This is a genomic window from Campylobacter concisus (assembly GCF_902460705.1).
GTDB lineage: Bacteria > Campylobacterota > Campylobacteria > Campylobacterales > Campylobacteraceae > Campylobacter_A > Campylobacter_A concisus_Z.
The window spans coordinates 220,126-245,139 of the sequence record NZ_CABPUP010000001.1; the positions used below are offsets into that span (position 1 = coordinate 220,126).

General features: G+C 37.5%; 31 protein-coding genes. 16 read left to right on the plus strand and 15 right to left on the minus strand.

Going from position 1 to position 25,014, the window contains the following annotated elements:
- The first annotated feature begins 29 nt into the window (after positions 1 to 29).
- Positions 30 to 1,370, plus strand: coding sequence for a transcription termination factor Rho (rho, locus tag F3G75_RS01055; RefSeq protein WP_021090510.1), 1,341 nt, complete (start codon positions 30 to 32; stop codon positions 1,368 to 1,370).
- 144 nt (positions 1,371 to 1,514) lie between these two features.
- Here the strand turns inward: rho and F3G75_RS01060 are convergent, their stop codons facing one another.
- On the minus strand, positions 1,515 to 1,727 hold the full coding sequence (locus F3G75_RS01060; RefSeq protein ID WP_002941953.1) for a transcriptional regulator: 213 nt from the start codon (positions 1,725 to 1,727) through the stop codon (positions 1,515 to 1,517).
- Positions 1,728 to 1,886: 159 nt separating this feature from the next.
- Between F3G75_RS01060 and F3G75_RS01065 the strand changes: the two genes are divergently transcribed.
- Positions 1,887 to 2,486 (plus strand): outer membrane beta-barrel protein, encoded by a 600-nt coding sequence (locus F3G75_RS01065; RefSeq protein ID WP_149716240.1) that lies wholly within the window; start codon positions 1,887 to 1,889, stop codon positions 2,484 to 2,486.
- 55 nt (positions 2,487 to 2,541) lie between these two features.
- Here F3G75_RS01065 and F3G75_RS01070 read toward each other — a convergent pair whose 3' ends face one another.
- On the minus strand, positions 2,542 to 3,021 hold the full coding sequence (locus tag F3G75_RS01070) for a GNAT family N-acetyltransferase (protein WP_149716241.1): 480 nt from the start codon (positions 3,019 to 3,021) through the stop codon (positions 2,542 to 2,544).
- Positions 3,021 to 4,124, minus strand: a complete 1,104-nt coding sequence (gene nusA / locus F3G75_RS01075) for a transcription termination factor NusA (RefSeq protein WP_149716242.1) — start codon at positions 4,122 to 4,124, stop codon at positions 3,021 to 3,023. Before nusA ends, F3G75_RS01070 begins: the two co-directional genes overlap by 1 nt.
- Before the next feature lie 172 nt (positions 4,125 to 4,296).
- On the opposite strand from nusA, the gene F3G75_RS01080 reads away from it, so the two are divergent.
- The 9 genes from F3G75_RS01080 to F3G75_RS09555 all read left to right on the plus strand — a co-directional run bounded on the left by F3G75_RS01080 (position 4,297) and on the right by F3G75_RS09555 (position 9,739).
- Complete coding sequence (locus F3G75_RS01080; protein ID WP_002941786.1) at positions 4,297 to 4,539, plus strand: HP0268 family nuclease; 243 nt, start codon at positions 4,297 to 4,299, stop codon at positions 4,537 to 4,539.
- A complete protein-coding gene (miaB, locus tag F3G75_RS01085; RefSeq protein ID WP_103649304.1) occupies positions 4,539 to 5,840 on the plus strand; it encodes a tRNA (N6-isopentenyl adenosine(37)-C2)-methylthiotransferase MiaB in 1,302 nt (433 codons plus the stop codon). Before F3G75_RS01080 ends, miaB begins: the two co-directional genes overlap by 1 nt.
- On the plus strand, positions 5,821 to 6,600 hold the full coding sequence (locus F3G75_RS01090) for a lysophospholipid acyltransferase family protein (RefSeq protein ID WP_149716243.1): 780 nt from the start codon (positions 5,821 to 5,823) through the stop codon (positions 6,598 to 6,600). Before miaB ends, F3G75_RS01090 begins: the two co-directional genes overlap by 20 nt.
- The gene (locus tag F3G75_RS01095) at positions 6,590 to 7,036 is read left to right on the plus strand and encodes a hypothetical protein (protein WP_149716244.1); all 447 of its coding nucleotides are present in this window, start codon (positions 6,590 to 6,592) and stop codon (positions 7,034 to 7,036) included. Before F3G75_RS01090 ends, F3G75_RS01095 begins: the two co-directional genes overlap by 11 nt.
- Before the next feature lie 60 nt (positions 7,037 to 7,096).
- Complete coding sequence (locus F3G75_RS01100; RefSeq protein WP_149716245.1) at positions 7,097 to 8,101, plus strand: DUF8341 domain-containing protein; 1,005 nt, start codon at positions 7,097 to 7,099, stop codon at positions 8,099 to 8,101.
- Positions 8,098 to 8,619 (plus strand): PilN family protein, encoded by a 522-nt coding sequence (locus tag F3G75_RS01105; RefSeq protein ID WP_103577260.1) that lies wholly within the window; start codon positions 8,098 to 8,100, stop codon positions 8,617 to 8,619. Before F3G75_RS01100 ends, F3G75_RS01105 begins: the two co-directional genes overlap by 4 nt.
- Positions 8,612 to 9,148, plus strand: a complete 537-nt coding sequence (locus F3G75_RS01110; RefSeq protein ID WP_149716246.1) for a hypothetical protein — start codon at positions 8,612 to 8,614, stop codon at positions 9,146 to 9,148. The genes F3G75_RS01105 and F3G75_RS01110 overlap by 8 nt, the downstream gene beginning before the upstream one ends.
- Positions 9,149 to 9,241: 93 nt before the next feature.
- Positions 9,242 to 9,592, plus strand: coding sequence for a hypothetical protein (locus tag F3G75_RS09240; protein WP_188115369.1), 351 nt, complete (start codon positions 9,242 to 9,244; stop codon positions 9,590 to 9,592).
- Between the two features lie 48 nt (positions 9,593 to 9,640).
- Positions 9,641 to 9,739: a hypothetical protein gene (locus tag F3G75_RS09555; protein ID WP_410470366.1), complete on the plus strand. Its 99-nt coding sequence runs from the start codon at positions 9,641 to 9,643 to the stop codon at positions 9,737 to 9,739.
- Positions 9,740 to 9,884: 145 nt separating this feature from the next.
- On the opposite strand, the gene F3G75_RS01120 is transcribed toward F3G75_RS09555, so the two are convergent.
- The 4 genes from F3G75_RS01120 to F3G75_RS01135 are packed head-to-tail and all read right to left on the minus strand — an operon-like array spanning position 9,885 to position 12,836.
- A complete protein-coding gene (locus F3G75_RS01120) occupies positions 9,885 to 10,508 on the minus strand; it encodes a tetratricopeptide repeat protein (RefSeq protein ID WP_149716247.1) in 624 nt (207 codons plus the stop codon).
- Positions 10,509 to 11,162, minus strand: coding sequence for a tetratricopeptide repeat protein (locus F3G75_RS01125; RefSeq protein ID WP_103600093.1), 654 nt, complete (start codon positions 11,160 to 11,162; stop codon positions 10,509 to 10,511).
- A 10-nt stretch (positions 11,163 to 11,172) separates the two neighbouring features.
- Positions 11,173 to 12,513 carry a dihydrolipoyl dehydrogenase family protein gene (locus F3G75_RS01130; protein ID WP_149716248.1) on the minus strand — a complete coding sequence of 447 codons (1,341 nt, stop codon included), beginning with the start codon at positions 12,511 to 12,513 and terminating at the stop codon, positions 11,173 to 11,175.
- 2 nt (positions 12,514 to 12,515) lie between these two features.
- Positions 12,516 to 12,836 carry a type II secretion system protein gene (locus F3G75_RS01135; RefSeq protein ID WP_149716249.1) on the minus strand — a complete coding sequence of 107 codons (321 nt, stop codon included), beginning with the start codon at positions 12,834 to 12,836 and terminating at the stop codon, positions 12,516 to 12,518.
- Positions 12,837 to 12,913: 77 nt separating this feature from the next.
- Here F3G75_RS01135 and F3G75_RS01145 point away from each other — a divergent pair, with 77 nt between their 5' ends.
- Entirely contained in the window at positions 12,914 to 13,465 is a 552-nt protein-coding gene (locus tag F3G75_RS01145; RefSeq protein WP_149716250.1) for a tetratricopeptide repeat protein, read from the plus strand.
- A gap of 24 nt (positions 13,466 to 13,489) precedes the next feature.
- Here the strand turns inward: F3G75_RS01145 and prfB are convergent, their stop codons facing one another.
- A complete protein-coding gene (prfB, locus tag F3G75_RS01150; RefSeq protein WP_149716251.1) occupies positions 13,490 to 14,590 on the minus strand; it encodes a peptide chain release factor 2 in 1,101 nt (366 codons plus the stop codon).
- A 121-nt stretch (positions 14,591 to 14,711) separates the two neighbouring features.
- On the opposite strand from prfB, the gene panC reads away from it, so the two are divergent.
- The 3 genes from panC to tilS are packed head-to-tail and all read left to right on the plus strand — an operon-like array spanning position 14,712 to position 17,832.
- Positions 14,712 to 15,533: a pantoate--beta-alanine ligase gene (panC, locus tag F3G75_RS01155; RefSeq protein ID WP_149716252.1), complete on the plus strand. Its 822-nt coding sequence runs from the start codon at positions 14,712 to 14,714 to the stop codon at positions 15,531 to 15,533.
- Positions 15,534 to 15,535: 2 nt separating this feature from the next.
- A complete protein-coding gene (gene rimO, locus F3G75_RS01160) occupies positions 15,536 to 16,846 on the plus strand; it encodes a 30S ribosomal protein S12 methylthiotransferase RimO (protein WP_149716253.1) in 1,311 nt (436 codons plus the stop codon).
- The gene (gene tilS, locus F3G75_RS01165; protein WP_149716254.1) at positions 16,843 to 17,832 is read left to right on the plus strand and encodes a tRNA lysidine(34) synthetase TilS; all 990 of its coding nucleotides are present in this window, start codon (positions 16,843 to 16,845) and stop codon (positions 17,830 to 17,832) included. The genes rimO and tilS overlap by 4 nt, the downstream gene beginning before the upstream one ends.
- Positions 17,833 to 17,879: 47 nt before the next feature.
- Here tilS and F3G75_RS01170 read toward each other — a convergent pair whose 3' ends face one another.
- Complete coding sequence (locus F3G75_RS01170) at positions 17,880 to 18,806, minus strand: ribose-phosphate pyrophosphokinase (RefSeq protein WP_072594149.1); 927 nt, start codon at positions 18,804 to 18,806, stop codon at positions 17,880 to 17,882.
- A gap of 227 nt (positions 18,807 to 19,033) precedes the next feature.
- Between F3G75_RS01170 and F3G75_RS01175 the strand changes: the two genes are divergently transcribed.
- A complete protein-coding gene (locus F3G75_RS01175) occupies positions 19,034 to 19,393 on the plus strand; it encodes a DUF488 domain-containing protein (RefSeq protein WP_149716255.1) in 360 nt (119 codons plus the stop codon).
- Positions 19,394 to 19,402: 9 nt separating this feature from the next.
- Here the strand turns inward: F3G75_RS01175 and F3G75_RS01180 are convergent, their stop codons facing one another.
- The 6 genes from F3G75_RS01180 to F3G75_RS01205 form a co-directional block, all read right to left on the minus strand.
- Positions 19,403 to 20,227, minus strand: coding sequence for a pyridoxamine kinase (locus F3G75_RS01180; RefSeq protein ID WP_149716256.1), 825 nt, complete (start codon positions 20,225 to 20,227; stop codon positions 19,403 to 19,405).
- Positions 20,228 to 21,094, minus strand: coding sequence for a radical SAM protein (locus F3G75_RS01185; protein WP_103580217.1), 867 nt, complete (start codon positions 21,092 to 21,094; stop codon positions 20,228 to 20,230). It lies immediately after the preceding gene.
- 46 nt (positions 21,095 to 21,140) lie between these two features.
- On the minus strand, positions 21,141 to 22,163 hold the full coding sequence (gene hemE, locus F3G75_RS01190; protein ID WP_148790043.1) for a uroporphyrinogen decarboxylase: 1,023 nt from the start codon (positions 22,161 to 22,163) through the stop codon (positions 21,141 to 21,143).
- Positions 22,164 to 22,255: 92 nt separating this feature from the next.
- Positions 22,256 to 22,762 carry a YqhA family protein gene (locus F3G75_RS01195; RefSeq protein WP_085657434.1) on the minus strand — a complete coding sequence of 169 codons (507 nt, stop codon included), beginning with the start codon at positions 22,760 to 22,762 and terminating at the stop codon, positions 22,256 to 22,258.
- A gap of 16 nt (positions 22,763 to 22,778) precedes the next feature.
- On the minus strand, positions 22,779 to 23,804 hold the full coding sequence (locus F3G75_RS01200; protein WP_103580175.1) for an aspartate-semialdehyde dehydrogenase: 1,026 nt from the start codon (positions 23,802 to 23,804) through the stop codon (positions 22,779 to 22,781).
- 49 nt (positions 23,805 to 23,853) lie between these two features.
- Complete coding sequence (locus F3G75_RS01205) at positions 23,854 to 25,008, minus strand: sigma-54-dependent transcriptional regulator (protein WP_149716257.1); 1,155 nt, start codon at positions 25,006 to 25,008, stop codon at positions 23,854 to 23,856.
- Between the last annotated feature and the right edge of the window lie 6 nt (positions 25,009 to 25,014).

Below are 25,014 nucleotides of genomic sequence, written 5' to 3' on the forward strand. Positions count from 1 at the left end.
AAAATTATCCCCGCATTTAAAGAGGAAATATGGAAAATAACCAAACCGAGCAAAGTGCTGCTCAAAACACAAAAACTACAAAAAAACATCAAGCATCAAGAACGCACATACCAGTAGACGGACACAAGATCGAAGAACTAAGAACGCTTAGCTTAGATGAGCTAGTACAGATCGCAAATAGCGTCGGTGTCGAAAATCCACGCGAATTTCGTAGGCAGGATTTGATATTTGAGATACTAAAAACCCAGACAAAACAAGGCGGCTTTATACTATTTACTGGAATTTTAGAGATCACAAACGAGGGCTACGGCTTTTTAAGAGCCGTTGATGCAAATTTAAGCGACAGCTCAAACGACGCCTACGTTTCAAACTCACAGATCCGTAAATTTGCACTTCGTGTGGGAGACATCATCACCGGCCAAGTAAGAGAGCCAAAAGATCAAGAAAAATACTACGCCCTTTTAAAGATCGAAGCGGTAAATTATATGCCTCTAGCAGACGCAAAAGAGAGGCCACTCTTTGACAACCTAACTCCACTTTTTCCAACTGAAAAGCTAAATTTAGAGTACGATCCGATGAAGCTAACTGGCCGTGTGCTTGATCTTTTCACGCCTATTGGCAAGGGTCAGCGTGGTCTAATCGTCGCACCTCCAAGAAGCGGTAAAACTGAGCTTATGAAAGAGCTAGCTCACGGCATCGCTAAAAATCACCCAGAAGCCCAGCTAATGGTGCTTCTAGTCGATGAAAGACCAGAAGAAGTTACCGATATGCAGCGCTGCGTAAAAGGTGAAGTTTTTAGCTCGACATTTGACCTGCCAGCGCTTAATCACGTCCGAGTGGCAGAGCTTGTCATCGAAAAGGCAAAACGTCTAGTTGAGATGGGCAAAGACGTCATCATCTTACTTGATAGCATAACCCGTCTAGCACGCGCCTATAACACAGTGACCCCACCAAGCGGCAAGGTACTAACTGGTGGCGTGGATGCAAACGCACTTCACAAGCCAAAACGCTTCTTTGGTGCAGCTAGAAATATCGAACACGGCGGCTCACTAACCATCATCGCAACTGCACTAATAGACACTGGCTCACGCATGGATGAAGTGATATTTGAAGAGTTTAAAGGCACTGGAAACAGCGAGATCGTGCTTGATCGCAACATCTCAGACCGCAGAATTTACCCAGCTATCAATGTACTAAAATCAGGCACAAGAAAAGAAGAGCTACTTCAAAAACCTGACGAGCTTCAAAAAATTTGGGCTATCCGCTCTGCGATCGCTACAATGGACGATGTCGAAGCACTTAAATTCTTGTATGCGAAAATGTTAAAAACAAAAGATAATAAAGAGCTTCTCTCTATCTTAAACGAGTAAATTTAATGAGCTTGAAGCAGTTGCTTTGAGCTCAAATTTCTTCACTTAAAATAGACAACTCCAGCTTTTCTAGCCAAAAATATGTGAGAAATTTTAAATTTTCTACTATTTACAATTATAAAAGAGATTACGATTTTTAAACGATTATTTACTAAATTTTTCTATGTCTTGATTGATTAAATTTTCATATTCGCAAAGTTCATTGCAAGTCTTTTTGCTTTGCTCAATAAGCTCATCAAATTTAAATCCAAGCATCACGATACGATAAAGATTTGGTTTATGTTTTCGCCAATTGTAAAGTGTAGCAACATCGACATCTAAATGATAAGCCATATCACGTTTTGTCATTTTTGCCACTTCACACTCCTTTTTTCGAGTGATTTTATAAATTTTATTCTGATAAGAAAACAATTGAATTATTTTATATTTTTTATATATTTAATTGAATATTTAAACTTTACTTAATCCAATAAAATTTAAAATACCAGCCAAACATTTTTTAAATAAGGAGTAAAAATGAAAAATGTAGTTTTAAAAGTTGCTTTAGGCTTAAGCCTAGCTAGTGCCACTGCTTTAGCACAAGGTGTGTTTGTAGGACTCGAAGGAGACTACTCTTTTAATTCAAAATTAACAGCAAAAAGCGACAATGACACAACAAAAGTCAAAAAAGCTCAACCTGGTATAGGGCTAAAAGCTGGCTACAACTTTGATAGTTTTAGAGTTTATGGAGCTTACATTTACGACTTTCAAGCCAAAAAGTCACTTGGCGATGAAGATGGTACAGTAATAAAATGGAGCACCCACAAATTTCTAGTAGGCGCAGACTATACACCAGAGTTAACAAAGGACATAAAACTAGTTCTTGGCGGCTACACTTGCTACTCAAAGCTCAAAATGGATGTATTTGATATTCATGACGGCTCTGAAAAAGCTAATACAAATGGCTGGATACTAGGTGCAAGAATTGGTACTGAGTACTCTATCAATGAAAACAACGCAGTTGAGTTTGGCGTAAAAGCAGATAGAACAAAATATCGCTCTATAGCAAAATATGATAATGCAAAAACAAAAGAGACAAACGTGGGTCTTTATTTGGGATATACATATAAATTTTAGTGTTCAAAAAGCTCAAATTCAAAAGGAAATTTGAGCTTTTAATTTCAAAAATAAGCTATAAATTTACTAGCTTTTCTAAATTTTCGCCGTCTAAGCGGTAGGTTCTCCACTCATGAGATTGATTTTTTACTCCCATACTTTCATAAAATTTAATGCTTGGTTCATTCCAGTTTAGGCAGCACCACTCAAGCCTCTTTAAATTTTCATCCTTACAAATTTGAGCTAAGAATTTAAAAAATGATTTCCCAATGCCTTGATTTCTAAACTCTTTTTTGACATAAATGTCCTCAAGATAGATCCCACCAAGCCCCAAAAATGTAGAAAATGTGTAAAAATAGATAGCATAGCCAATCACCTTACCCTCACTCTCACATACAAGGGCTTTTGCGTAGTTTTTATCAAAGATAGAGTCTGCAAAAATTTCATTTGTAAAAGTGACTTGATCGCTCAAATTCTCATAGCTAGCAAGCTCTCTTACAAGCTCGCAAATTACATCTATATCAGCTCTAGTCGCTTTTCTTATTTGAAATTTCATTAGTTATCACCAAAAAGTGCTTTTAGATCTTTGATTGGCTCATTATTTTCTGCATTACTGCTAGTTTTTGAGCCAAGCTCATTTAGCTCGATCTCATAGCCAGTTAGCATGCTTGCTAGGCGGATATTTATGCCGTTTTTACCGATAGCCTTGCTTTTTTGCTCGCTCGCAAGTGTCACGATCGCCTTGTTTTCCTCGATCTTTACAGATGTAATGATCGCAGGTGCCATAGCGCGAGCTACCAAGATCGCTGGCTCTGTGGTGTATTCGATCGCGTCTATACTCTCACCGTGAAGCTCTTTACTTACAGCATTTATCCTAACGCCCTTTGTGCCAACAGTTGCACCGACTGGATCGATGTTTGGAGTGGTTGAGATGAGCGCTACTTTAGCTCTTTCGCCAGGAATTCTCGCACTTCCTTGAATTATGATGCCACCATCTTTTATCTCAGGCACTTCTGAAGTTAGCAGCGCTTCAAGAAATTTAGGTGAAGTCCTTGAAAGCTCGACCTTTATACCTAAATTTTTATCTGTAAAAACTTTTCTAATGACTGCTTTTACCACGTCGCCTACTTTAAATTTCTCGCCTTTTATGCGGTTTTTACGTGGCAATATAGCACGAAGTTCGTCTATCTCGATAAATGTGTTTTCGTCATTATCGACTCTAACAACTGGTCCAAAGACCATGTGACCGCTCATTTCATTATATTTTTGTAAAATTTTCTCTTCTACTAGGCGCTGAATGTGATACTCAAGCTCCTTATGAAGCGTTTGGGCTGCGGTTCTTCCAAGGTTATCAAGGCTTAGCTCGTATGTGAGCTCATCTCCGATCTCTACGCCAATATCTATCTTTTTAGCCTCTTTTAAGCTTAAAAAGTGTTCATTGTCTTCTTTAAGCCTCTCATCGTCGTTTGCTACGATTGAAATTTTTTGATAAAGCTTTAAATTTTTATTTGCATCGATACTCACGTCATACTCATAATTTTCGCCATAAACTCTTTTTGCAGTATTTATCAAGGCTCTTATAACGCGCTCTTTTACATCTTCTATCTCTAAATTTTTCTCATTTGCAATTGACTCGATGATATCTGAAATTCTTTCCATTTTTTCTCCATTGTAACGATAAATTTCGGGGATTTTTCGTGAAGTTTTGAAATTATACATAAGCCATACTTTTAATAACTTTAAGCTTATTATTAACTTTTATTTAATCATTTTTTTATGATGTTTTGGATATATTGACCGATTAAAATTTAAGATTTTGAAAGGATTAAAAATGGAGCTAAAACTTGCAAGAGCTGAATTAGACGCAAAACCAAAAACGATTTCACTAGAAAAAATAGAGGCAGCTGTCGAAAAAGAGGGTCAGAAAATTTTCTATTTTGATAAAGAAAACACACACAAACAACTAATCGCCTTAGTCGAGCATTTTGAAGAAAAAGGGCTAAGTGTTTATCACAGAACCGTAAAATACGGACTTGATGATAGCGACTACATGTATGAAGTGCATATACTTTAATGAGTAAAAAACTCTTTATCCAAACTTTAGGCTGTGCTATGAATGTTCGTGACAGCGAGCATATCATAGCCGAGCTCTCACAAAAAGAAGACTACTCCTTAACACAAAACATCGAAGAAGCTGATTTAATCCTTATAAATACCTGCTCGGTTCGTGAAAAACCGGTCCACAAGCTCTTTAGCGAGGTCGGAGCCTTTGAAAAAGCCAAAAAAAGAGGTGCCAAAATAGGCGTTTGCGGCTGCACTGCAAGTCATTTAGGTAGCGAAATTTTTAAGCGCGCACCTTATGTTGATTTTGTTCTTGGTGCAAGAAACGTTAGCAAGATCACAAAAGCGGTAAATACACCTAAATTTATCTCAACCGACATCAACCATGACGAGAGCGAATACGCATTTGGCGAATTTAGAGGCTCGCCATATAAAAGCCACATCAACATCTCGATCGGCTGCGACAAAAAATGCACCTACTGCATTGTCCCACACACTAGAGGCGATGAAATTTCTATCCCTTCAAGCCTCATCCTAAAAGAGGTAGAAAAGGCAGCAAAAAGCGGTGCAAAAGAGATATTTTTACTAGGGCAAAATGTCAATAACTACGGCAAAAGATTTTCAGGCGTGCAAGAAAATATCGATTTTAGCGACCTTTTAGTAAAGATAAGCGAGATAGATGGCGTTGAGAGGATAAGATTTACCAGTCCGCACCCACTTCACATGGATGATAAATTTCTTGAAATTTTCACAAATAACCCAAAAATTTGCAAGTCTATGCACATGCCACTTCAAAGCGGAAACACCAAAGTTTTGCGCGAGATGAAGCGCGGATACACAAAAGAGTGGTTTTTAGACCGCGCGCTAAGACTTAGAAAGATGTGCCCGGACGTGAGCATCTCAACTGATATCATTGTCGCATTTCCAGGCGAGAGTGATAGCGAGTTTGAAGACACGATGGACGTGCTTGAGCAAGTTAGATTTGAGCAAATTTTTAGTTTTAAGTATTCGCCTCGTCCGCTTACAAAGGCAGCTACTTTTACAAATCAAATAGATGACAAAACCGCTTCAGAAAGGCTCACGCGCCTACAAAATCGCCATAATGAAATTTTAGACGAGATCGTGGCAGCACAAAAAGATAAAATTTTTGATGTATATTTTGAAGAGCTAAGAGCAAACGGCGGCGTTGCTGGGCGAAGCTTTAACAACTTTTTAGTTCAAGTCGATGGTAGCGAAGAGCTTCTTGGCACTACACAAAAAATCAAGATCACAAACCCAAAACGAATGGTTTTGTATGGCGAGTTGCAAATTTAAAAACACCCTTGAAAAGGTCGCCCTAAGTGTCGGTGTCTTTTTTATCTACATTTTGATGTGGCTCATTTTTCTAACCTGCAAAAAGAGTTACACTCCAAATTTTTTACCACAAAATGGCTGCGTCGTCGTCTTTTGGCACGGCAGACTTAGCTTTATGAGCTTTGCCTATAGGCGCTGGTGGAGCAGACAAAATAGAAAACAAGGTAAGGTGATAATCAGCGATCACAAAGATGGCGAGCTAATCACCAGAATAATCAATTTTTTTGGCATCGGTACCATTAGAGGCAGCAGCTCAAAAGGCGGTGCAAGGGCACTTATAGAAGCTCTAAGAGAGATAAAGCAAGGCCACGACGTCATCATCACGCCAGATGGCCCACGCGGACCAAGGCACAGCGTAGCAGACGGAGCCGCGGTGATCGCACAAAAGTCATCTTGTGAAATTTATGCTCTAAATTTTGAAGCAAACTCGTTTTGGGAGTTTAAAAGCTGGGATAAGATGATACTTCCAAAGCCATTTTCGACTATAAATTTTAGTCTATCAGCCCCTTTTAGTGTGAAAAATTTGGAGCAAAAAGAGGCAAAGGAGAAGATAAAAAACGAGCTTTGGCAAGCCTCACAAAATGACGGCGGTAAGAGCGTGGAGCAAAACCAAGAGGATTTTAGATCAAATTTAAAAATTTGGTGGAAAAAGTACGCACATAAAAATCCGCAAATCAGCAACGAGATAAGAGAAATTTTGGACGAAATTTATGAAAAATAAACTATCTATCTTTATAGCCATTTTTCTAATTATTTTATTTGGACTATTTTTTTACAGCGACAACTCCTATAAGCTCGCCCTTGAAGCAAAATTTTTATACGAAAACAAAGAATACGAAAAGGCTCTAAATTTAAGCCAAAAAGCACTTGATATAGATATTTATAACAAAATGGCAAATACCGTACTAAACCAAAGCAAGGCTGCTATGAAATTTAGCTCATACATAAAAAATGGCAAAGAGTATCTTGAGCGTATCAAAAAAATGAGTCAAAGTAGCGTTAGCAAGGCTGATAGCGAACGCATTAAGATGATGTGCGATGTGATGATAGAGGATTTTGACGACCTTAAAAACTCGGCCCTACTTGATAGTGAGCTAAAAAATGAAGCTTTAAACACAAAAGAAATTTTCGTTAAACTTAAAAACGAGCTGTTTTAAACTTATTTAATCCCTTTTTAGCTACCATAACGAAAATTATGCACTAAATTTAGGAGATTTATGTCTTTTAGAGTCAAAAAGCTTTTTTCTAACCTTTTTTTAAGCGTCGTGTTGGAGGGCAATGAGTGCATATTCTTCGGTCAGGTCTTTAGAAATGGCAAACTTTTAAAAACCATAAATGCTAAATTTACAGATATAAGCATCGATAGTGTCGATGAAAAAATCATAAAATATATAGAAGAGCAAGAAAAAACATATTTTGGTGTGTATGTTTCAGTTTTTTTTAATGACGACTCGCAAGGCGCACTTCCTAGTGTTAGCTTTGACGAATACAAAAAATTTAATATAAATACTAAAAATCTTACAAGCCTTATCATGCAGGATAGCTGGAGTATTTATGCAAATTTAAATGCTATAAAAAAATATAAAAATTTATTTGGACAAGATAGTGTAGATCTCATCTACTCACCTATTGCCCTACTCTTTCACGAGCTTTTAAAACGCGGAATTTCTCCAAAAACTACACTTTATCTTTATATCCATGCACATTCGTTTACACTTGCGATCTTTAAAGATAAACAAATGAAGTTATCCACTTTTTTAAATATGGCTGGTATTGAGGAAACTAATCAGGAAGCTGAAAGCCTAAAAGAAGAAGATATAACAGATATTGATAACTTAATCATTAAAGAAGAAAATGACGCAACGTCGCTTGATGATTTTAAAAGTTTAGACGATTTTTTAAGTGATGATAAACCAAAAGAATTTGAAGACCTAAATTATGAACTAAACATGCCAGCTTCTACAAATGTAGAAAAATCGGTTGCTATTTTTGGGTATGACATGAAGATGTTTGATTACATCGTAAAGGCTGTAAAAGAATTTTACGAAAATCCTCTCTACGGTGGTGATTTTATTGAGCAAATCATTGTTTTTGAAAATACAAAAACAAGTGCAACTTTTTTACAATATCTGCAATCTGAGCTTCTAGTGGAGACTTCTGTGTATCCAGTGAATACAAATCATATTATGAATGAAATCATGCAAGAAGAGATAATATTATGAGATTTAGCTTTATTGCCCCAGAGCCAAGACCACTTATATCTATCTTTAGCAAAATTTGGCTAAGCCTTATAGGCTTTGTTTTTGTAGCTCTTTTGGCAACAAATTTCTTTATACTCTATAAAAATTATTCAATTGAAAAAAATATAATTTTTTTATCAAATGAGCAAAAAGAGCTTAGTCAAAAAATAGTCACAACAGATGAAATTTCAGCTAAACTGGCCGTACAAATAGAATCTGCAAATGATATCTTCACGTCAAATTCTATTCTCAAGCAAAGCTTGCACAATCTTTTTGATCTAGTGCCTGACAGCATAACGCTTGAAGAGGTTTTTATGGATAAAAACTCACTTATCATTCGTGGTATAACGCCGACAAAAGATGTATTTAATCAGCTTCTAGCTTCACCTTTAAGATCTATTTTTACGACTTCAAATACTAGCTTTTATCAAAGCAAAAACGGCTGGTATGGCTTTATAAGCACAAATAAAATTGATAATTCTGAGGGATATAATGAGTAAAAAAGATACGAGCTTAGAAAAAATAGATCCCATTAAGCTTTTACTTTTTATATTTGCTTTTATTGTAGTTTGCTTCATTATGATATTTGGTTTTATCGTGCCTAATATAAAAGAATTTAAAAGCCTAACTAGACAAAATTATTCACAAACCTCATCTTATACAAAAGTAAAAAATGAATTTGAAGCCAAATTTAAAGCTCTTGAAGCAACCAAACAAAAAGATGGGGCTATCATTTCAGCTTTTGATACTAAATTTGATAAAGATAAATTTATAGAATTTGCCTCTAAATTTTTCAGTGAAGTAAGCCTTAGTAAAATAGAAGAAAGTGATAATAACGCTAGTGAGAAATTTTTTAGATTTCGCCTAAATGTAACTAGCTCTCTAAGGACACCGCAAAAATTTTATGACTTTTTAGATGCGCTTAGCAGCTATGACAGTATCGTAAAGACCGAATTTCCTATCGTCATGAAAGGCGAAAAGGATAAAATCCATACTACTTTTAATATAAAAGTTTTTGGGTTGAAGTAAAATTTTAGATTTCATTTAATAAAAAGCTACAAACAGATAACATTTCTCTCAAGTTCTTAGTTATAGAAATCATATTTTTATAGACATAAATTTATGTATTTCATCGGTATTGATATAAGCTCAACATCTACAAAAGTAGCAATACTAGATAATCAAGATAATTTTTGTGATCTATTTTTGTTATCAAGTAGTTTTAGTGTCATAAAAATAGTACGCGATATAAAAGAAATTTTAGAACAAAAAGGCTATCAATATGCCTCGATCGTAGCTACTGAATATGGAAGAGCAAGTATAGAAGCGGATGTAGTAGCTTTTGAAAGCTGTACAGGAACTACAAATTTTAAAAATAATATGAGTACACAAGGTAACCTTGTAGAAAATATCGCCAAACGTTACTTAAAGACGCCCCTCTTCTGTAATGTACAAAAACGACGCAATATCTGATGCTATTAAAAATTTGTAGATGAATATAAAGCAGATAGTGCAACAGATATCGTTTTAAGCGGCTGTCACACTTATGCAATAGAAACAAACAAGATAAAAGAAGCTAGTAAAGAAGCTGGTGTAAGCTATATGAGCCTTGAGGACTGACTACCCCCAAACAAGATGTTATCCGGATTTGCACACATTTGAAGGCATTTTTAGAATTTCTCGAATAAAACATCAAATTTTAAAAGACTCAAAAAAGAGCCTTTGTTGATTTATTGCGAATTTTTAGAATAGTATTTTGCTAGTATTACTTTTTATCCACGCATTTGCCAAGCTGACAAGCTCTTTTGTAAAGTGCGTCTGCTTTTGCTTCATCGCCGCTTAGCTTTGCAAGCAAAAAGCATGACTGAGCATACTCAAGCTCGCAGCTCTTAGCCAAAAGCCTTAGCACTCTAGCCTCAGCCTTGTTTCTATCTATCTTATGAGTTTTTAAATTTTCGCTTTCGATGTAAGACTTTAGCCCCATTGCTTCGTTATAGCAGCCAACGCCATCACCGCTATCACAAGCTAGTTTATATAGTCTTAAGGCTTTTTCCATATCTTTTTGCTCATCAACAAGCCCTTGCTCATAAATTTGACCCAAATTAGAACAAGCCGTCGCAAGACCAGCATTGCAAGCCTTTTCGTAGTAGCCTTTTGCTTTTACAAAGTCCTTTTCGTTGCTAAAATTTACGGCTAAATTGTTGCAGTCGATGCTATTTCCGCTCTCGCAGTTTTGCACCATCTTCTCTTTTTCAAGCTCAAGACGCTCTGCCCTCGCCTCTTCATCACTTTGCCAAAAGCCAAAGCTTACCATCTTTTGCCACGACCAGCAACCACTAAGCATAAAGCCCATAGCCAAAATAAGACCAAAATTTAAGACCTTTTTCACTTACATTCCTAGCTTTGTGCCTAGTCTTTTCATCTGCGGGCATGCCTTGCTTAGCCCACGAAAGCAAGCGACTTTATAAATTCCATAAGCCCTTTTTTCGTCTTTATTGACACCAAGACCAAGCTCATACATCGCTCCGATATTAGCACAACTTGGCAAATCGCCAGCATTGCATGCATTTGTATAAGCTTGCATTGCTAAGTAATAATCTTGCTTAACGATCTCACCTTTTCTATAAGCATTGCCTAAATGATAGCAAGCTTGCATGCCTCCGCCATTGCAACTTTCTTTATAAATCGAAATTGCCTTTTTTGGATTTTTTTTGACTCCGAGTCCAAGCTCATAAAGAGTGCCCAAATTTGCACAACCGACTTGCACCTTAGCATCGCAAGCCTTTTTATAATTTGTTAAAGCATTTTCATATTCTTTTAAAAGCTCGTAATTTACACCCAAATCATTGCAGGCTTCCGCATCGCCTTCTTCGCATTTTGGTATTAAAATTTCGATCGCATTTCTTGAAATTTGCTCTTTATTTTGCACTATTTTTTCATCCTTTGGTTGCTGCCACGAATCATCTTGTTTTTGTCCTACACCAATCACGTTTAAGCAGCCAGTGAAAAATAAAGCCGATAAAAGCAATAAATATTTTTTCATTCTTTTCCTTTTAAAATTGTCCAAATAAGTCATTTAGTGCTTCACTGATACTTGGATGAGTGAAAATTTGATTTTTAAAGAAATTTGCATTTGCTTTTAAATTCATAGCAATTACAATTTCATTTATCAGCTCATTTGCATAGATGCAGTGAAAGCTAGCTCCTAAAATTTCTCCACTTTGTGCATCAACGATAGCTTTTAGCATGCCTACATCGTGATTTAGTACTTTTGCGCCTGGTACTGTTGCCATGCTAAGCTTTAGCTCTTTAAAATTTAGCCCAAATTTACTTGCTTCTTTGGCGTTCATTCCAACTCTTGCTAGTGGAGTGTCGGTGAACAGCACATTTGCATGAATGCTTCTATTTTTAGTATTTCTCTTTTTATCACCAAAAATTTGTGAATAAACTATCCTAAAATCATCCAAGCTCGTGTAGGTAAAAAGCTCTCCGCCGCGCACGTCGCCTACCGCATAGATGTTTGGCATATTTGTTTGAAGATTTTCATTTGTCTTTATAAAGCCTTTTTCATTTAGCTCAACTCCAGCAGCTTTTAAATTTAAATCATCTACATTTGCTACTCTGCCAAGTGCGATCAAAAATGCATCAGCCCTAAGGCATCTTTGCTCGCCATTTTGCTTGAAATTTAATACATTTTCTTTAATGCACTCTATCTCGCAACCCTCTAAAATTTCAACGCCTTGGACTCTAAGAGCTTCTTTTACGCTATTAGCTATATCATCATCTTCGTTTTTAAATAGTTTTGAACGCCCTATAATAGTCACTTTTGAGCCAAAATTTGCAAACATTGATGCAAACTCTATACCGATAAAACCACTACCGATAATGACAAAATGCTTTGGTAAATTTTTTAGATCAAGCAAAGTTTGGCTTGAAAATACATTTGAGCTTACAACCTCAAAAGGAGCATCTGCCTCTTTTGAGCCACTATTTATGATAATAAAATCGCCCTCTATTATCTTTTTCTCGCCGCTTGGCGTTGTTACAAGTACACTATTTTCACTAGCAAAAGAGCCAACACCATCGATCACATCGATATTTTCTTTATCATTTAGCATCGCATAGTTTTTAGCATTCAAGGCTGAGATTAGCTTATTCTTATTTTCCACACTAAGCGTGTAATATTCGCTTTCAACGCTATTATTTACAAATTTTGCCTCTTTAGCGGCCGTTATTAGACGTTTGGTTGGTATGCAGCCAACATTTATGCAAGTGCCTCCATACATCTTTGGCGATCTCTCTACAAGAGCCACTTTTTTGCCAAGTGCGGCAGCTTTAACCGCTAGCGTTTTGCCAGCTTTTCCAAAACCAATAATTACAATATCATATTTCATTTTCAGTCCCTTATCTTTCCCATTATATAGTAAGTTGTTTCATTTATCTTTTTTAGCTCCATTTTATATTTATTAGCCCAGTTTTTTATAATCTCATCAACTCGCTCTTTTATTTCATTAACGATAGCTACATTTTTTATCTTTAGTCTATCTTCACTTCCACTCATCGCCACAAAACAAAGGTGCGGCTTTAAATGATCGTTTAGTTCAATTATGCTCTTTGGCAAAAGACCATCAGTATTGTTTAAAATTCTACACATTTGAGCAGTGGTCGTTTCATTGACGTTATAGCCAAGCTGGATTAAAAGTGCATTATGATCCATATCGTTCCTTTTGCTTAAAATTTGTGGGCATTATAAGATAAAATTGGATAAAATCGCCTAAATTTTTAAGGACAAATATGAAAAAATTTATCATTTTTGTGTTTAGTATTTTGCTATTTTGGGGATGTTCGTTAGATCAAATTTCACAAAATTTTGGCCTTAGCCAGCCACCACTTGATCCTGAAGTCGAGCAGATCGCAGACGCCATCTATCTATACAATGAAGGCAACTATCCAAAAGCTTGCAAGAGATTTTATGATTACGCAAAAGACGGCAATGTCCTAGCTATGCAACAAACTGGCGCATGTTTTCGTGACGGCAAAGGCTTTAGCAAAGATATTTTAAGAGCACTTTTTTGGTTTGAAACAGCTGGCAGATACGGCAACATAGACGGCCTAAGAAGTGTCGGATATATCTATGAGTACGGCCTTGGAGTAAACAAAAATTTAGAAAAAGCGATATATTTTTATGAAAAAGCTACAAGCCTTGGCTCAAGCGAGGCTAGCTACGATCTAGGACTTATCTATCTAGGCAAAAATGACTATAAAAAAGCGAGAATTTATCTTGATGAAGCTTGCTTTAAAGGTAAAGAAGAAGCTTGCACAAAGCTAAAAGAGATGAAATTTTAGCTCTCATCTCTTTTTATAAATTTATTACGCCTCAGCCTTTTGAGCGATCAAAACGCCTTCTATCATCTTTTTGATATCCCCATCAAGTATCGCGTCAGTTTGTGAGTATGCCTCGCCACTGCGGTTATCTTTTACCTGCTGATACGGGAAAAGTACGTATGATCTTATCTGATGACCCCAGCCGATTTCGCTTTTTTCTACGCTGTTACTAGCTTCTTGTTGTTTCATCAGCTCAAGCTCGTAAAGACGAGACTTTAGCATTTTCATCGCTGTAGCTCTGTTTTTGTGCTGACTGCGGTCGTTTTGGCACTGCACGACGATGCCAGTTGGTATATGCGTGATGCGGATGGCTGATTCAGTTTTATTTACGTGCTGACCGCCTGCACCACTGGCTCTATAAGTGTCTATCTTTAGATCTTTCTCTTCGATCTCGATCTCTATGTCATCATCTATTTCAGGGCTTACCATGACACTTGAAAAGCTCGTATGACGGCGCCCTGCACTATCAAATGGACTTGTGCGAACGAGCCTGTGGATGCCATTTTCTGCTTTGAAGTAGCCATAAGCGTTTTCACCTTTTACTATAAAGCTCACGTCCTTTAGTCCAGCCTCTTCGCCCTCTTGAAAGTCAAGGGTCTCGACCTTAAAGCCCTCACGCTCACAAAATCTAAGATACATCCTATAAAGCATACTCGCCCAGTCATTACTCTCAGTGCCACCAGCTCCAGGATGGATCGATACGATCGCGTTTTTGCCATCATCTTCGCCACTTAAAAGCATAGAAATTTCAAGATTTACTATCTTTTCATCTAAATTTTTAGCGTCATCAAAAAGAGAATTTATAGTCTCTTCGTCATTTTCAGAATTTGCTAGCTCAAAAAGCTCCTTTGCATCACTTACTGCCTGATTAGCGTCGTTAAATTTTTCAAGCATATTTGAAATTTTAGTTTTTTCTTTATTTAGCGCCCCTGCTTTAGCGATATCTTGCCAAAAATCAGGATCTTGCTCGGTGGCCTCGATCTCTTTTAGTCTAGCCTTGATCTCTTCAGGCTTTACGATAGAGCCTATGTTTTCAACTTTTGTTTGTAGCTTCTTTAAAAGCTCGTTGTATTCGTAGTTATCCAAGTTTTTCTCCATAAATTTTTGGCGATTTTAGCCAAAAGTTGCTTACATTTTTAAATTTACGCCCTTTTAATCCTTTTTTGTTAAAATGCCAAGTTAAAATTTCAAACAAAAAGAGTCAAAAATGCAAATCATAAGAACTATAAAAGAACTTGAAAATTTCGTCTCTAGCACAAGCGCAAAGATCGGTTTTGTGCCAACCATGGGCGCACTTCATGACGGACATGTTAGCCTTATTAAAAAATGCGTGAGCGAAAATGAGATAAGTATCGTCTCAACATTCGTTAATCCAACTCAATTTTTACCAGGCGAAGATCTAGACAAATACCCAAGAAACGAGCAAAATGACATTAAAGTTTGTGAGCAAAATGGCGCTAGCGCTATTTTTATCCCAGATGCTGGTGAACTTTACTTTGAAGATGAACCTCTAATCGTCGCTCCAAAGAAATTTTCAGCCATCTTAGAGGGCAAAACTAGGCCTGGACACTTTGACGGCGTGCTAAGAGTGCTAAACAAGCTATTTTGCCTAACTCGTGCAAATAGCGTCTACATGGGCAAAAAAGACACACAACAACTAATCATCGTGCAAAACATGATAAAGACATTTTTCCTAAAAATCGAGCTAGTAGCTTGCGATATCGTTAGAGAGCCAGACGGCTTAGCGCTTTCAAGCAGAAACGTCTATATCTGCGACGAAGATAAATGTAATGCTCTAAGGCTTTCAAGATCGCTAAATAAAGCACAAAATTTGATCCAAAACGGCGAAGAGGACGCAAGCGAGATCAAAACAAAGATGCTTGAAGTGCTAGAGCCACTAAAGGTTGATTATGTCGCTATTACGGATAGAAATTTAAATGAAATTTCCAAAATAGAAAAAAATAACACCATCATTTTAGTAGCAGCTTACGTTGGCAAAACTAGACTAATAGATAATATCTGGATATAAAAATGCCAAAACTTCACTTAATTTCACTTGGCTGTAACAAAAATTTAGTTGATTCAGAAATAATGCTTGGTAGATTGCAAAACTACGATATTACCGATGACATCAGCGATGCCGACGTCATCATCGTAAATACCTGTGGCTTTATAAAATCCGCCAAAGAAGAGAGCATACAAACCATACTTGAGATGCACGAAGCTCGTAAAAATGGCTCTTTACTAGTAGTAACTGGCTGTCTTATGCAGCGATATAAAGATGAGCTTATGAAAGAGCTACCAGAGGTCGATCTCTTTACCGGTGTGGCTGACTATGACAAGATTGATGAGATCATCTTAAAAAAGCAAAATTTATTTAGCCCACAAACTTATCTACAAGCAAATGAAGAGCGTGTGATAACTGGCTCAAACTACCACGCCTACATCAAAATTTCAGAGGGCTGTAACCAAAAATGCAGCTTTTGTGCCATTCCAACTTTTAAAGGCAAGCTAAAATCACGCTCTCTTGAAAACATCGTAAATGAGGTCAAAAATTTAGTCAAAAAAGGCTACTACGACTTTAGCTTTTTATCTCAGGACTCAAGCTCATATATGCGCGATCAAGGCGTTAGCGACGGGCTTATAAATTTAATAGATGAGATAGAAAAGATAAAAGGCGTAATGAGTGCTAGGATACTTTATCTCTACCCAAGTACGACCAGCAAGGAGCTAATTGAGCGTATCATCACCTCGCCTATCTTTCACAACTACTTTGACATGCCGATTCAGCACATCAGCGAAGACATGCTAAAGATAATGAAGCGTGGAAGTGGCGCTAAAAAGATCAAAGAGCTTTTAAATTTAATGAGAAATGCCAAGAATTCATTCTTACGAACTGGTGTCATTGTGGGTCATCCAGGAGAGAGCGAGGATGATTTTGAGCAGCTTTGCAAATTTTTAGAAGAGTTTAATTTCGATAGAATTTCAGCCTTTGCCTACTCAAAAGAAGAAGACACAGCATCTTTTGAAATGGAACAAATCCCAGCCAAGATCATCTCAAAAAGACTAAATAAGATAGAAAAGATAACTAAAAAATCGATAAATGAGAGCTTGCAAAAAGAGATTGGCAAGCAAATTTATGCTTCTCTTGAGGGCGAAAGCAGCGAGGGCGAGATGTTTTACGCAGCCAAAAAAGACATCTGGGATAAAGATATAGACGGCGAAATCCTAATAAACGAGAGCGATGTAAAAGAGCTTGAGATCGGCTCACTCTACCTTTGTGAGGTCACTGACCTGGTCGATCAAAAACTGATCGCTAAAATTATCAAAAAAGCAAAATGATAAGCCAGAATGTGCGAGAAAAGCTAAGCTCAGGTGCAAACCTACTAGCCTTCTCGCACGGCATAGACAGCACTGCACTTTTTTACATTTTAGAAGAGGCTGGGATCAAATTTGATCTAGCGATGGTTGATTACAATGTTCGAGAGCAAAGTAAAAGCGAGATAAAAAGTGCAAAAGAGCTCGCGGATAAATTTGGTAAAAAAATTTATACCAAAAGCGTTTTTTTAGATAAGTCAAATTTTGAAAAAAACGCGCGCGAGGTAAGATATGAATTTTTTGGAGAAATTTGCCAAAAATTTGACTACGAAAATTTAATCCTAGCGCATCAGTTTGACGATAAATTTGAGTGGTTTTTGATGCAGATTAGTAAGGGTGCTGGGCTAAAAGAGCTCTTTGGCATGAGTGAGCTTGAAAGAAGAAAGTACTTTTGGCTAGTTAGGCCGCTTTTAAATTTACGCAAAAAAGAGCTTCAAAATTATCTTGATGAGAGAAATTTACACTATTTTATTGATGAGACAAATTTGAAAGGCGAGTTAAAAAGAAGCTTCATGAGGCTAAATTTTAGCGAACCTTTTTTAGATAATTATTTTAATGGCGTAAAAAAAAGCTTTGAGTTTTTAGAAGCCGATAGACAAATTTTAATGCCAAATATCACAAAAATAAGTGATGAAATTTTTATCATAAAAAATGATAGTAATGCGATACGAGGCGTTGATATGGCGGCAAAAGAGCTAAACGTGCTTCTAAGCAAAGCGCAAAAAGATGAGCTAAGTGCAAATTTAGCAAAGCAAACAAGCGTGGTGCTAAGCGGCAAGATCGCTGTCGGATACGCAGATGTTTACCTTCTAGTAACTCCATTTTGTAAAACCATAATGCCAAAAATTTTTAAAGAGAAGGCTAGAATTTTAAAAATTCCAGCTATAAATAGAGGTTATCTTTTTGCTACAAATTTTGATTTATCAAAATTAAATTCTAATAAATATTGAAAGATTTGGCTTTTGCCTGAAACACTCAAAGCAAAAGCCAAGATTAATTAAAATAAGCTATTTACGCTTTCATTGTGATATACACGGCGTATCACTTCGCCAAACAAAGAAGCCGCACTTAGCACTTTTATACAAGGAAGCTCCTCGGCTAGAGGGATCGTATCTGTTACCACCAACTCATCCAAAAAGCCTAGTCTTAGCCTATCGTAAGCTGGCCCACTAAGGACTGGATGCGTGCAAAACGCCATAACGCTAGTTGCGCCACGCTCTTTAAAAATTTCAGCTGCTTTTACGATCGTGCCAGCTGTATCTATCATATCATCAACTAAAATCACATCTTTGCCATTTACATCGCCGATTATATTCATCACTTCGCTTTCATTTGCTTTTTCGCGGCGCTTATCTACTATAACCATGTCAAGATTTAGATTTTTAGCCAAAGCTCTAGCACGAGCAACGCCACCTACATCAGGGCTTGCAACGATTGGATTTGGTAAATTTTTAGCTCTTACGTAGTCATTAAAAATAATACTTCCATAAAGGTTATCAACCGGAATATCAAAAAATCCTTGAATTTGTCCTGCGTGAAGATCCATAGTGACGACTCTATCGATACCTGCTGTTTGCATCATGTTTGCCACTAGCTTTGCAGTGATCGGTACTCTAGGAGCTGCTTTTCTATCTTGTCTAGCGTAGCCAAAATACGGCACAATCGCTGTTATAGAGCTTGCACTACTGCGTCTTAAAGCGTCAGTTAAGATAAGTAGCTCCATTAAATTTGTATTTGTCGGTGCACATGTTGGCTGAATGACAAAAACATCTTTTCCGCGCACGCTCTCGCCGATTTGCACGCTGATCTCTCCATCGCTAAATCTTTTTATACTTGCCTCGCTAAGAGGAAGTGAAAGATATTGCGAAATTTTCTTTGAAAGCTCAATATTAGCCGTTCCTGAGAAAATTTTATAGCCTCTCATAATGATAACCTTTTTAGTGATTTTTATGTTGGGATTTTATCGAAACGAGCTTTAATTTAAATTTATTCTTTTTAGGACTATTTTCTAGCCCTAGTTTAATTCTTATCACCACAATCAAAAATTTGAGCTTTGATTTTACAAACCTTAAATTTTAAACAAGTATAAAAAATATAAGATAACTAAGAATATTTTTTTATTTATAAACATTATAGGATTACAATCACAACATGTTTAAAGCTTATAGAATTTATGATTTTATCAAAGATGATAGTTTGGATATGAAGGCAGCTTTTGTTGATAGACTCTATCCAAGAGGCATAAGAAAAGAGATATTTTCAAATTTTCTTTGGTTAAAAGGTATCACACCAAGCACTGCTTTAAGAGAGTGGTTTCATGAAGATAGAGAAGCTAGATTTGATGAGTTTTGTGAGAAATTTGAGCTCGAGCTTGATAATAAAACAGCGCAATCTTGCTTTAAAATGCTAAAAAAATTGGAAAAAGAGCATGGCGATATAGCACTTCTAACAGCTAGCAAAGATATAAATCTTTGCCATATCGTTGTGTTATTAAAAATTTTAAATAAGTAGTTTGCCCGCCTATTTTGCAAGAGTACCAAGCATCTTTTCAAACTGCACACCATACCATGTGCGGTTCTTATCTTTTAGCGTGACTTTAATGCTACTAAGCACAAAATTTGCTGCCTTTTTGATGGCATTTTGCATGCTTTCGCCATTTACTAGCGAGCCAAAAAGCACTGAAGCAAAAATATCTCCAGTTCCACTCGTGTGAAATGGCAAAAACTCGTGAAAATACTCTACTTTCTCTTTTGTCTTTGCGTCGTAAGCTATGATGCCACATTCATTTTGCTTGTATCTAATACCCTTTAACACGATCTTATACGCACCAAAACTCGCTAAATTTTCTAGTAATTCCAAAATATAATCTTCATTATATTCATCTCTCAAAAATGGCTTGCCACACATAAAGCTTGCTTCAGTTATATTTGGCGTAATAACATGAGCTTTTGAGCAAAGTTCGCGCATTTTCATAACAAATTTTTCATCAAAGCCATGATAGAGCTTGCCATTGTCGCCCATGCAAGGATCTACAAGTATTAGCGGAGCAGAGCCACTAAACTCATTAAAAATTTTCTCTATCAGCTCAAGCTGACCAAAGCTACCTAAAAATCCGGTATAAATTCCATCAAATTTGATATTTTCTTTGTGCCATACTTGTGTTACCGCGTCAAATTCATCAGTCAGATCACAAAATGTGAAATTTTTAAAGCCAGTGTGAGTCGAAAGTAGCGCAGTAGGCAATATGCACGCCTCAATGCCTTGAGCGCTAATTATCGGAAGCGCGACAGTAAGGGAACATTTGCCAACGCACGAGATATCTTGTATTGTAAGGATTCTTTTCATTTATGCTCTTAGTTTGTAAAATTTTACCCCAGCAACATCGGCTAGATAAACCATATCTTGTTGCAAGAGCTTGTTTAAAATTTGCTTTGAGTGCTCTGAGAAATTTTCTTCAACATTTGCGATAGTTTGCGGACGACGCCTTAGCATTTCTAAAATTTCTTCCTCACTAAAGTTATACTTTTGCTCTATTTTGTGAGCTTTAGCTATATTAACCGGTACGCCACTTATCTGCTTGGCTAGCTCCTCTAGTTTTTTGGCGTCTACACCCTTTACATTATAAGCTGGTGGGCGATCTATCGTGCCAATATCCACTCGGTGCGGAGCTATCTCATTTATCGCTGCATTTAGAGCTATAAATTCCTCTTCTTTGTCGTTAAATCCAGTCACAACCAAAATTTCAAGCACAAGCTTGCCAGTAAATTCCTTACGAAATTTAGCCATCGCTTTTATGAGCTCGCTAACTTCTATGCCGCTTTTGTTGCGGTCTATCTTTTTAAAAGTACTTTGTACTGCACTATCCAGGCTAAATTTCACTATATCAAACCCATGTAGCGCTTCACAAATTTTTGGATCACACACGCCTGAGCCATTACTCAAAATAAGTGTTTTTGCGCTACCTTTTAGCTCATTTACTTTTGCTATCAGCTCTTTTAAGTGTGGGTAAAGAGTTGGTTCGCCATTTGCTGTAAGCGTGATGACGTCGATATTTTGATAAGCTTTTAAAGCTTCTTTTAAATCGCTTATGATCTCGTCAACACTTGGTGGATTTTCTATCGCATTGATTACTTTAGCGCCACTTAGCTCGCAATAAACACAGTCAAAATTACATGATTTTTGCTTTGGGCTTAGATCTATGCCAAGGCTCATGCCAAAACGGCGAGAATTTATCGGTCCAAAGACGATGCAAGGCTTGTTACCTTGCACTTTTTGTCTGCACCTGTTTTATGAAATATTTTGCATTCTCAACTGGCACATCAGGCAAAATTCCATGACCAAGATTGAAAATATGAGGCACGCCTTTCATCGTGCTTAAAATTTTATTTACGCCTTCATCTATCGCCTTTTTGCTATAAAGCCTTGTTGGCTCCATGTTTCCTTGAAGGACATATCTTGGACTAAGTTTTGCTTTGGCTAGCTCTATCGGTGTACTCCAATCGACACCAAAAATATCAAATTTTCCTGAAATTTTATCCAGATAGCCGCTTATTCCTTTTGGGAAAACGATGACTGGAATTTCTGGAAACTCAGCCTTAACGCTATCAACTATCTTGTTTATGTAGTTAAATCCAAACTCAAAATAAGCCTGCTCTTCAAGTGCAGCTGCCCAGCTATCAAAAATTTGTACCGCATTTACGCCTGCTCTTATCTGCTCTTTGACATAAAGGATGAGAGCTTGCGTAACTTTTTCTAAAATTTGATGTAAAAATTCTGGATTTTGATAGAGCATTTTTTTGCAGACCGCATAAGTTTTACTGCCACCACCCTCGATCATGTATGTAGCTATCGTCCAAGGTGCGCCACAAAAGCCAATTAGTGCCTTATCTTTGGCTAATTTTTCTCTTGTGAGCTTGATCGTGTCATAGACGTATGCTAAATTTTTAGTCGATTTTTCGATACTAAGTGCATCAAGTGCGGCCTTATCACGCAAAGGCTCACTAAAAACTGGCCCCTCGCCCTTTTCAAAACGTAGATGCATACCCATTTCAAGAGGCACAACAAGGATGTCGCTAAATAAAATCGCCGCATCAACGCCTAGAATTTCAACTGGTTGAAGCGTGACTTCGCTAGCCTTTTTGTAGTCTTTGCAAAGTGACAAAAAATCCCCTGCTTGCGCGCGTACTCGCATATACTCTGGTAGATATCTACCAGCTTGGCGCATCATCCAAACAGGCGTATAAGGGGTAGGTTTTTTAAGACAAGCGTCTATAAAAATCATTAAATTTCCTTTAAATTTTTAAAGGGATATTACCTAAAAATAGCTAAAGAAAAGATGTAGGGGAAATTTTAAGCGTAAAAACGCTTAAAATTTTAGTGATCTCCCTTGTGAAGGAAGTAAAGTCCAAGGCAAAGTGCAAGGATAGAAGCCGCAAGATAGGCCATCTCAAGCGGAGTTGTAAAGTTTGCGTGAAGCACCCTTTGGAAGAAATTTACGATTAAGACCATGACGATCACTTTGCCAAGCTTATCTTTTAGCTCATCAAGAGAGTGAACCTCTAAGACTTTGCTCTGCTTTGACTGCTTTAACTGTGTGATCTCTGAGATGAAAAGCTCGTAAATTCCGAAGCTAAATATATAAAGAACAAGCGCCATCAAGTATAGATCGATCGCTCCAACTATCTCACCAACGACTTCTGAGTGGAAATTTTCAACGTGAAAATCTGCAGCAAAGAAATATTTATAAACCTCTAAAAGTACCTTGCCGACGTCGTAACTTGCGATGATAAAAAGTACGATCGCACCTAAAAGTCCAAAAATTACTGGAAAAAGTGTAAAGCTGTTGCTTGCAAGCAAAATTTTTTCAAATATCTTACGCAATAAAAATCCTTTTTATTTACTCTTGCATCGCGATCCACTTTTGTGCGATCCTGACGGCATTTGTCGCAGCCCCTACGCGTATCTGATCGGCACTGCACCAAAGATGAAGCACATTAGGTCTGTAATTATCAACTCTGATCCTACCGACATAAGTCTCATTTGTATCGCTTGAAATGATAGGCATCGGATACTCTTTATTTGCCGGATTATCGACTACGACGACGCTTGGAGCTTTGCTTAAAATTTCTCTCGCTGCATCCGCACTTACATCTTTATCAAAGTGGATAGTGATCGCCTCAGAGTGGCTTCTAAGCACTGGCACACGCACACAGGTAGCGCTAACTTCTATATCTTTGTGAAGAATTTTTTGCGTTTCATTGACCATTTTCATCTCTTCTTTTGTGTAGTCATTGTCCAAAAAGACATCGATGTGAGGGATCACATTTAGTGCTAGGCGGTGCGCAAATACCTTTGGCTCACACTCATCAAGCTTAAACTCAAAGAATTTTTGCATCTGAATGACAAGCTCTTCCATGCCCTCTTTGCCAGCACCGCTTGCTGCTTGGTATGTAGAAACATCGACTCTATTGATACTAAAAGCGTCATTTAGTGGTTTTAAAATTTGCACCATTTGGATGGTTGAGCAGTTTGGATTTGCGATGATACCGCGATTTTTCCACATAGCTATATCACTTGGATTACATTCTGGCACAACAAGGGGGATGTCTTTATCCATCCTAAAATGGCTGGTGTTATCGATAACTACTGCGCCACTATCAGCTGCAAATTTGGCAAATTTCTCTGAGACTGAACCGCCCGCACTAAAAAATGCGATATCTATCTCGTGCTCGCTAAAAACCTTTTCAGTTAGCTCTTTTACCTTGTAATATTTGCCATTAAATTCGATCTCGCTGCCAGCACTTTTTGCGCTAGCAAGCGGCAAAAGCTCTCCAACTGGAAACTCAACCTCTTCCATCACTCTAAAAAGCTCTTCGCCGACCGCTCCAGTAGCACCAACGACTGCTACGTTAAATTTTCTCATCTGCTCTCCTTATCTCTTTTAATTTTCGTAATTTTACTTAAATTTATGGCTATTTTTTGCTTCTGGCTTGTAAAAATAGATCATTTGGCAAAATTTCATCGCCCTCGCTTAGTATCGCCGCTCTTTGCACGACTGAAATGAGCTCTCTTATGTTGCCTGGATAGTCGTAGTCCAAAAGCTCCTCTTTGGCTGCCTTTGAGAAATTTTTAGACTCAAAGCCATACTCTTTGCAGCATTTGTCCAAAGCATCCTGCGCGATAGGCAAAATTTCATCCTTTCGCTCGCGAAGTGGTGGGATAAAAAGTGGGATCGTGTTTAGGCGGTAGAAAAGATCCTCTCTAAACCTGCCCTCTTTCATCGCAAGCTCTAAATTTGCGTTTGTAGCGCAGATGATGCGAACGTCTATCTTTTCGCTCTTTGTAGCGCCAAGCCTTGTTATCTCGCGCTCCTGCAAGGCACGAAGCAATTTTGGCTGTAAATTTATGGGCATCTCGCCGATCTCATCTAAAAATAGTGTTCCGCCATTTGCTAGCTCAAACTGCCCTTTTTTGGTAGTCGCAGCGTCAGTAAATGCGCCCTTTTCAAAGCCAAAAAGCTCACTTTCTATCAAATTTTCAGGGATCGCCGCCATATTTAAAGCAACAAATACAGCATCTTTTCTAGGTGAGTTTGCGTGGATAAATTTAGCAAAAACCTCTTTGCCAACGCCACTTTCGCCACTAAGCATTATTGAAGCGTCAGTCCTTGCAGCTTTTAGCGCGATATTTAGCGTCGCTTCAAGTGCCTTTGAAGTAGCTAAAAAGCCGTTATTTTCGCTTTTTGTTTCTATTTTTTTTATAGTTTTTGGAGTTTTTTGCTTAAGAAGCTTGACCCTTTTTATCGCTTCATATAGCGTTGAGACGTCAAACGGCTTGGTTAAAAAGTCCTTTACGCCGAGTCTAACGCTCTCGATCGCCTTATTAAGCGTCGCATTTCCTGTCATTATGATGACGTCAAATTTGCCGTTTAGCTCTTTAATAAACTCAAGTCCGTCCATCTTTGGCATGTTTATATCGGTTATGATTAGATCAGTGTCGTCGCTTAGTTTTTTTAGGGCTTCAACTGCACTCTTATAGCTTTTGATGTTTAGCTCTTCATACTCGCCAAGTGCGATCTCAAGCGACTTTCGCATATTGATGTCATCTTCTACTATGACGATATTCATTTGATC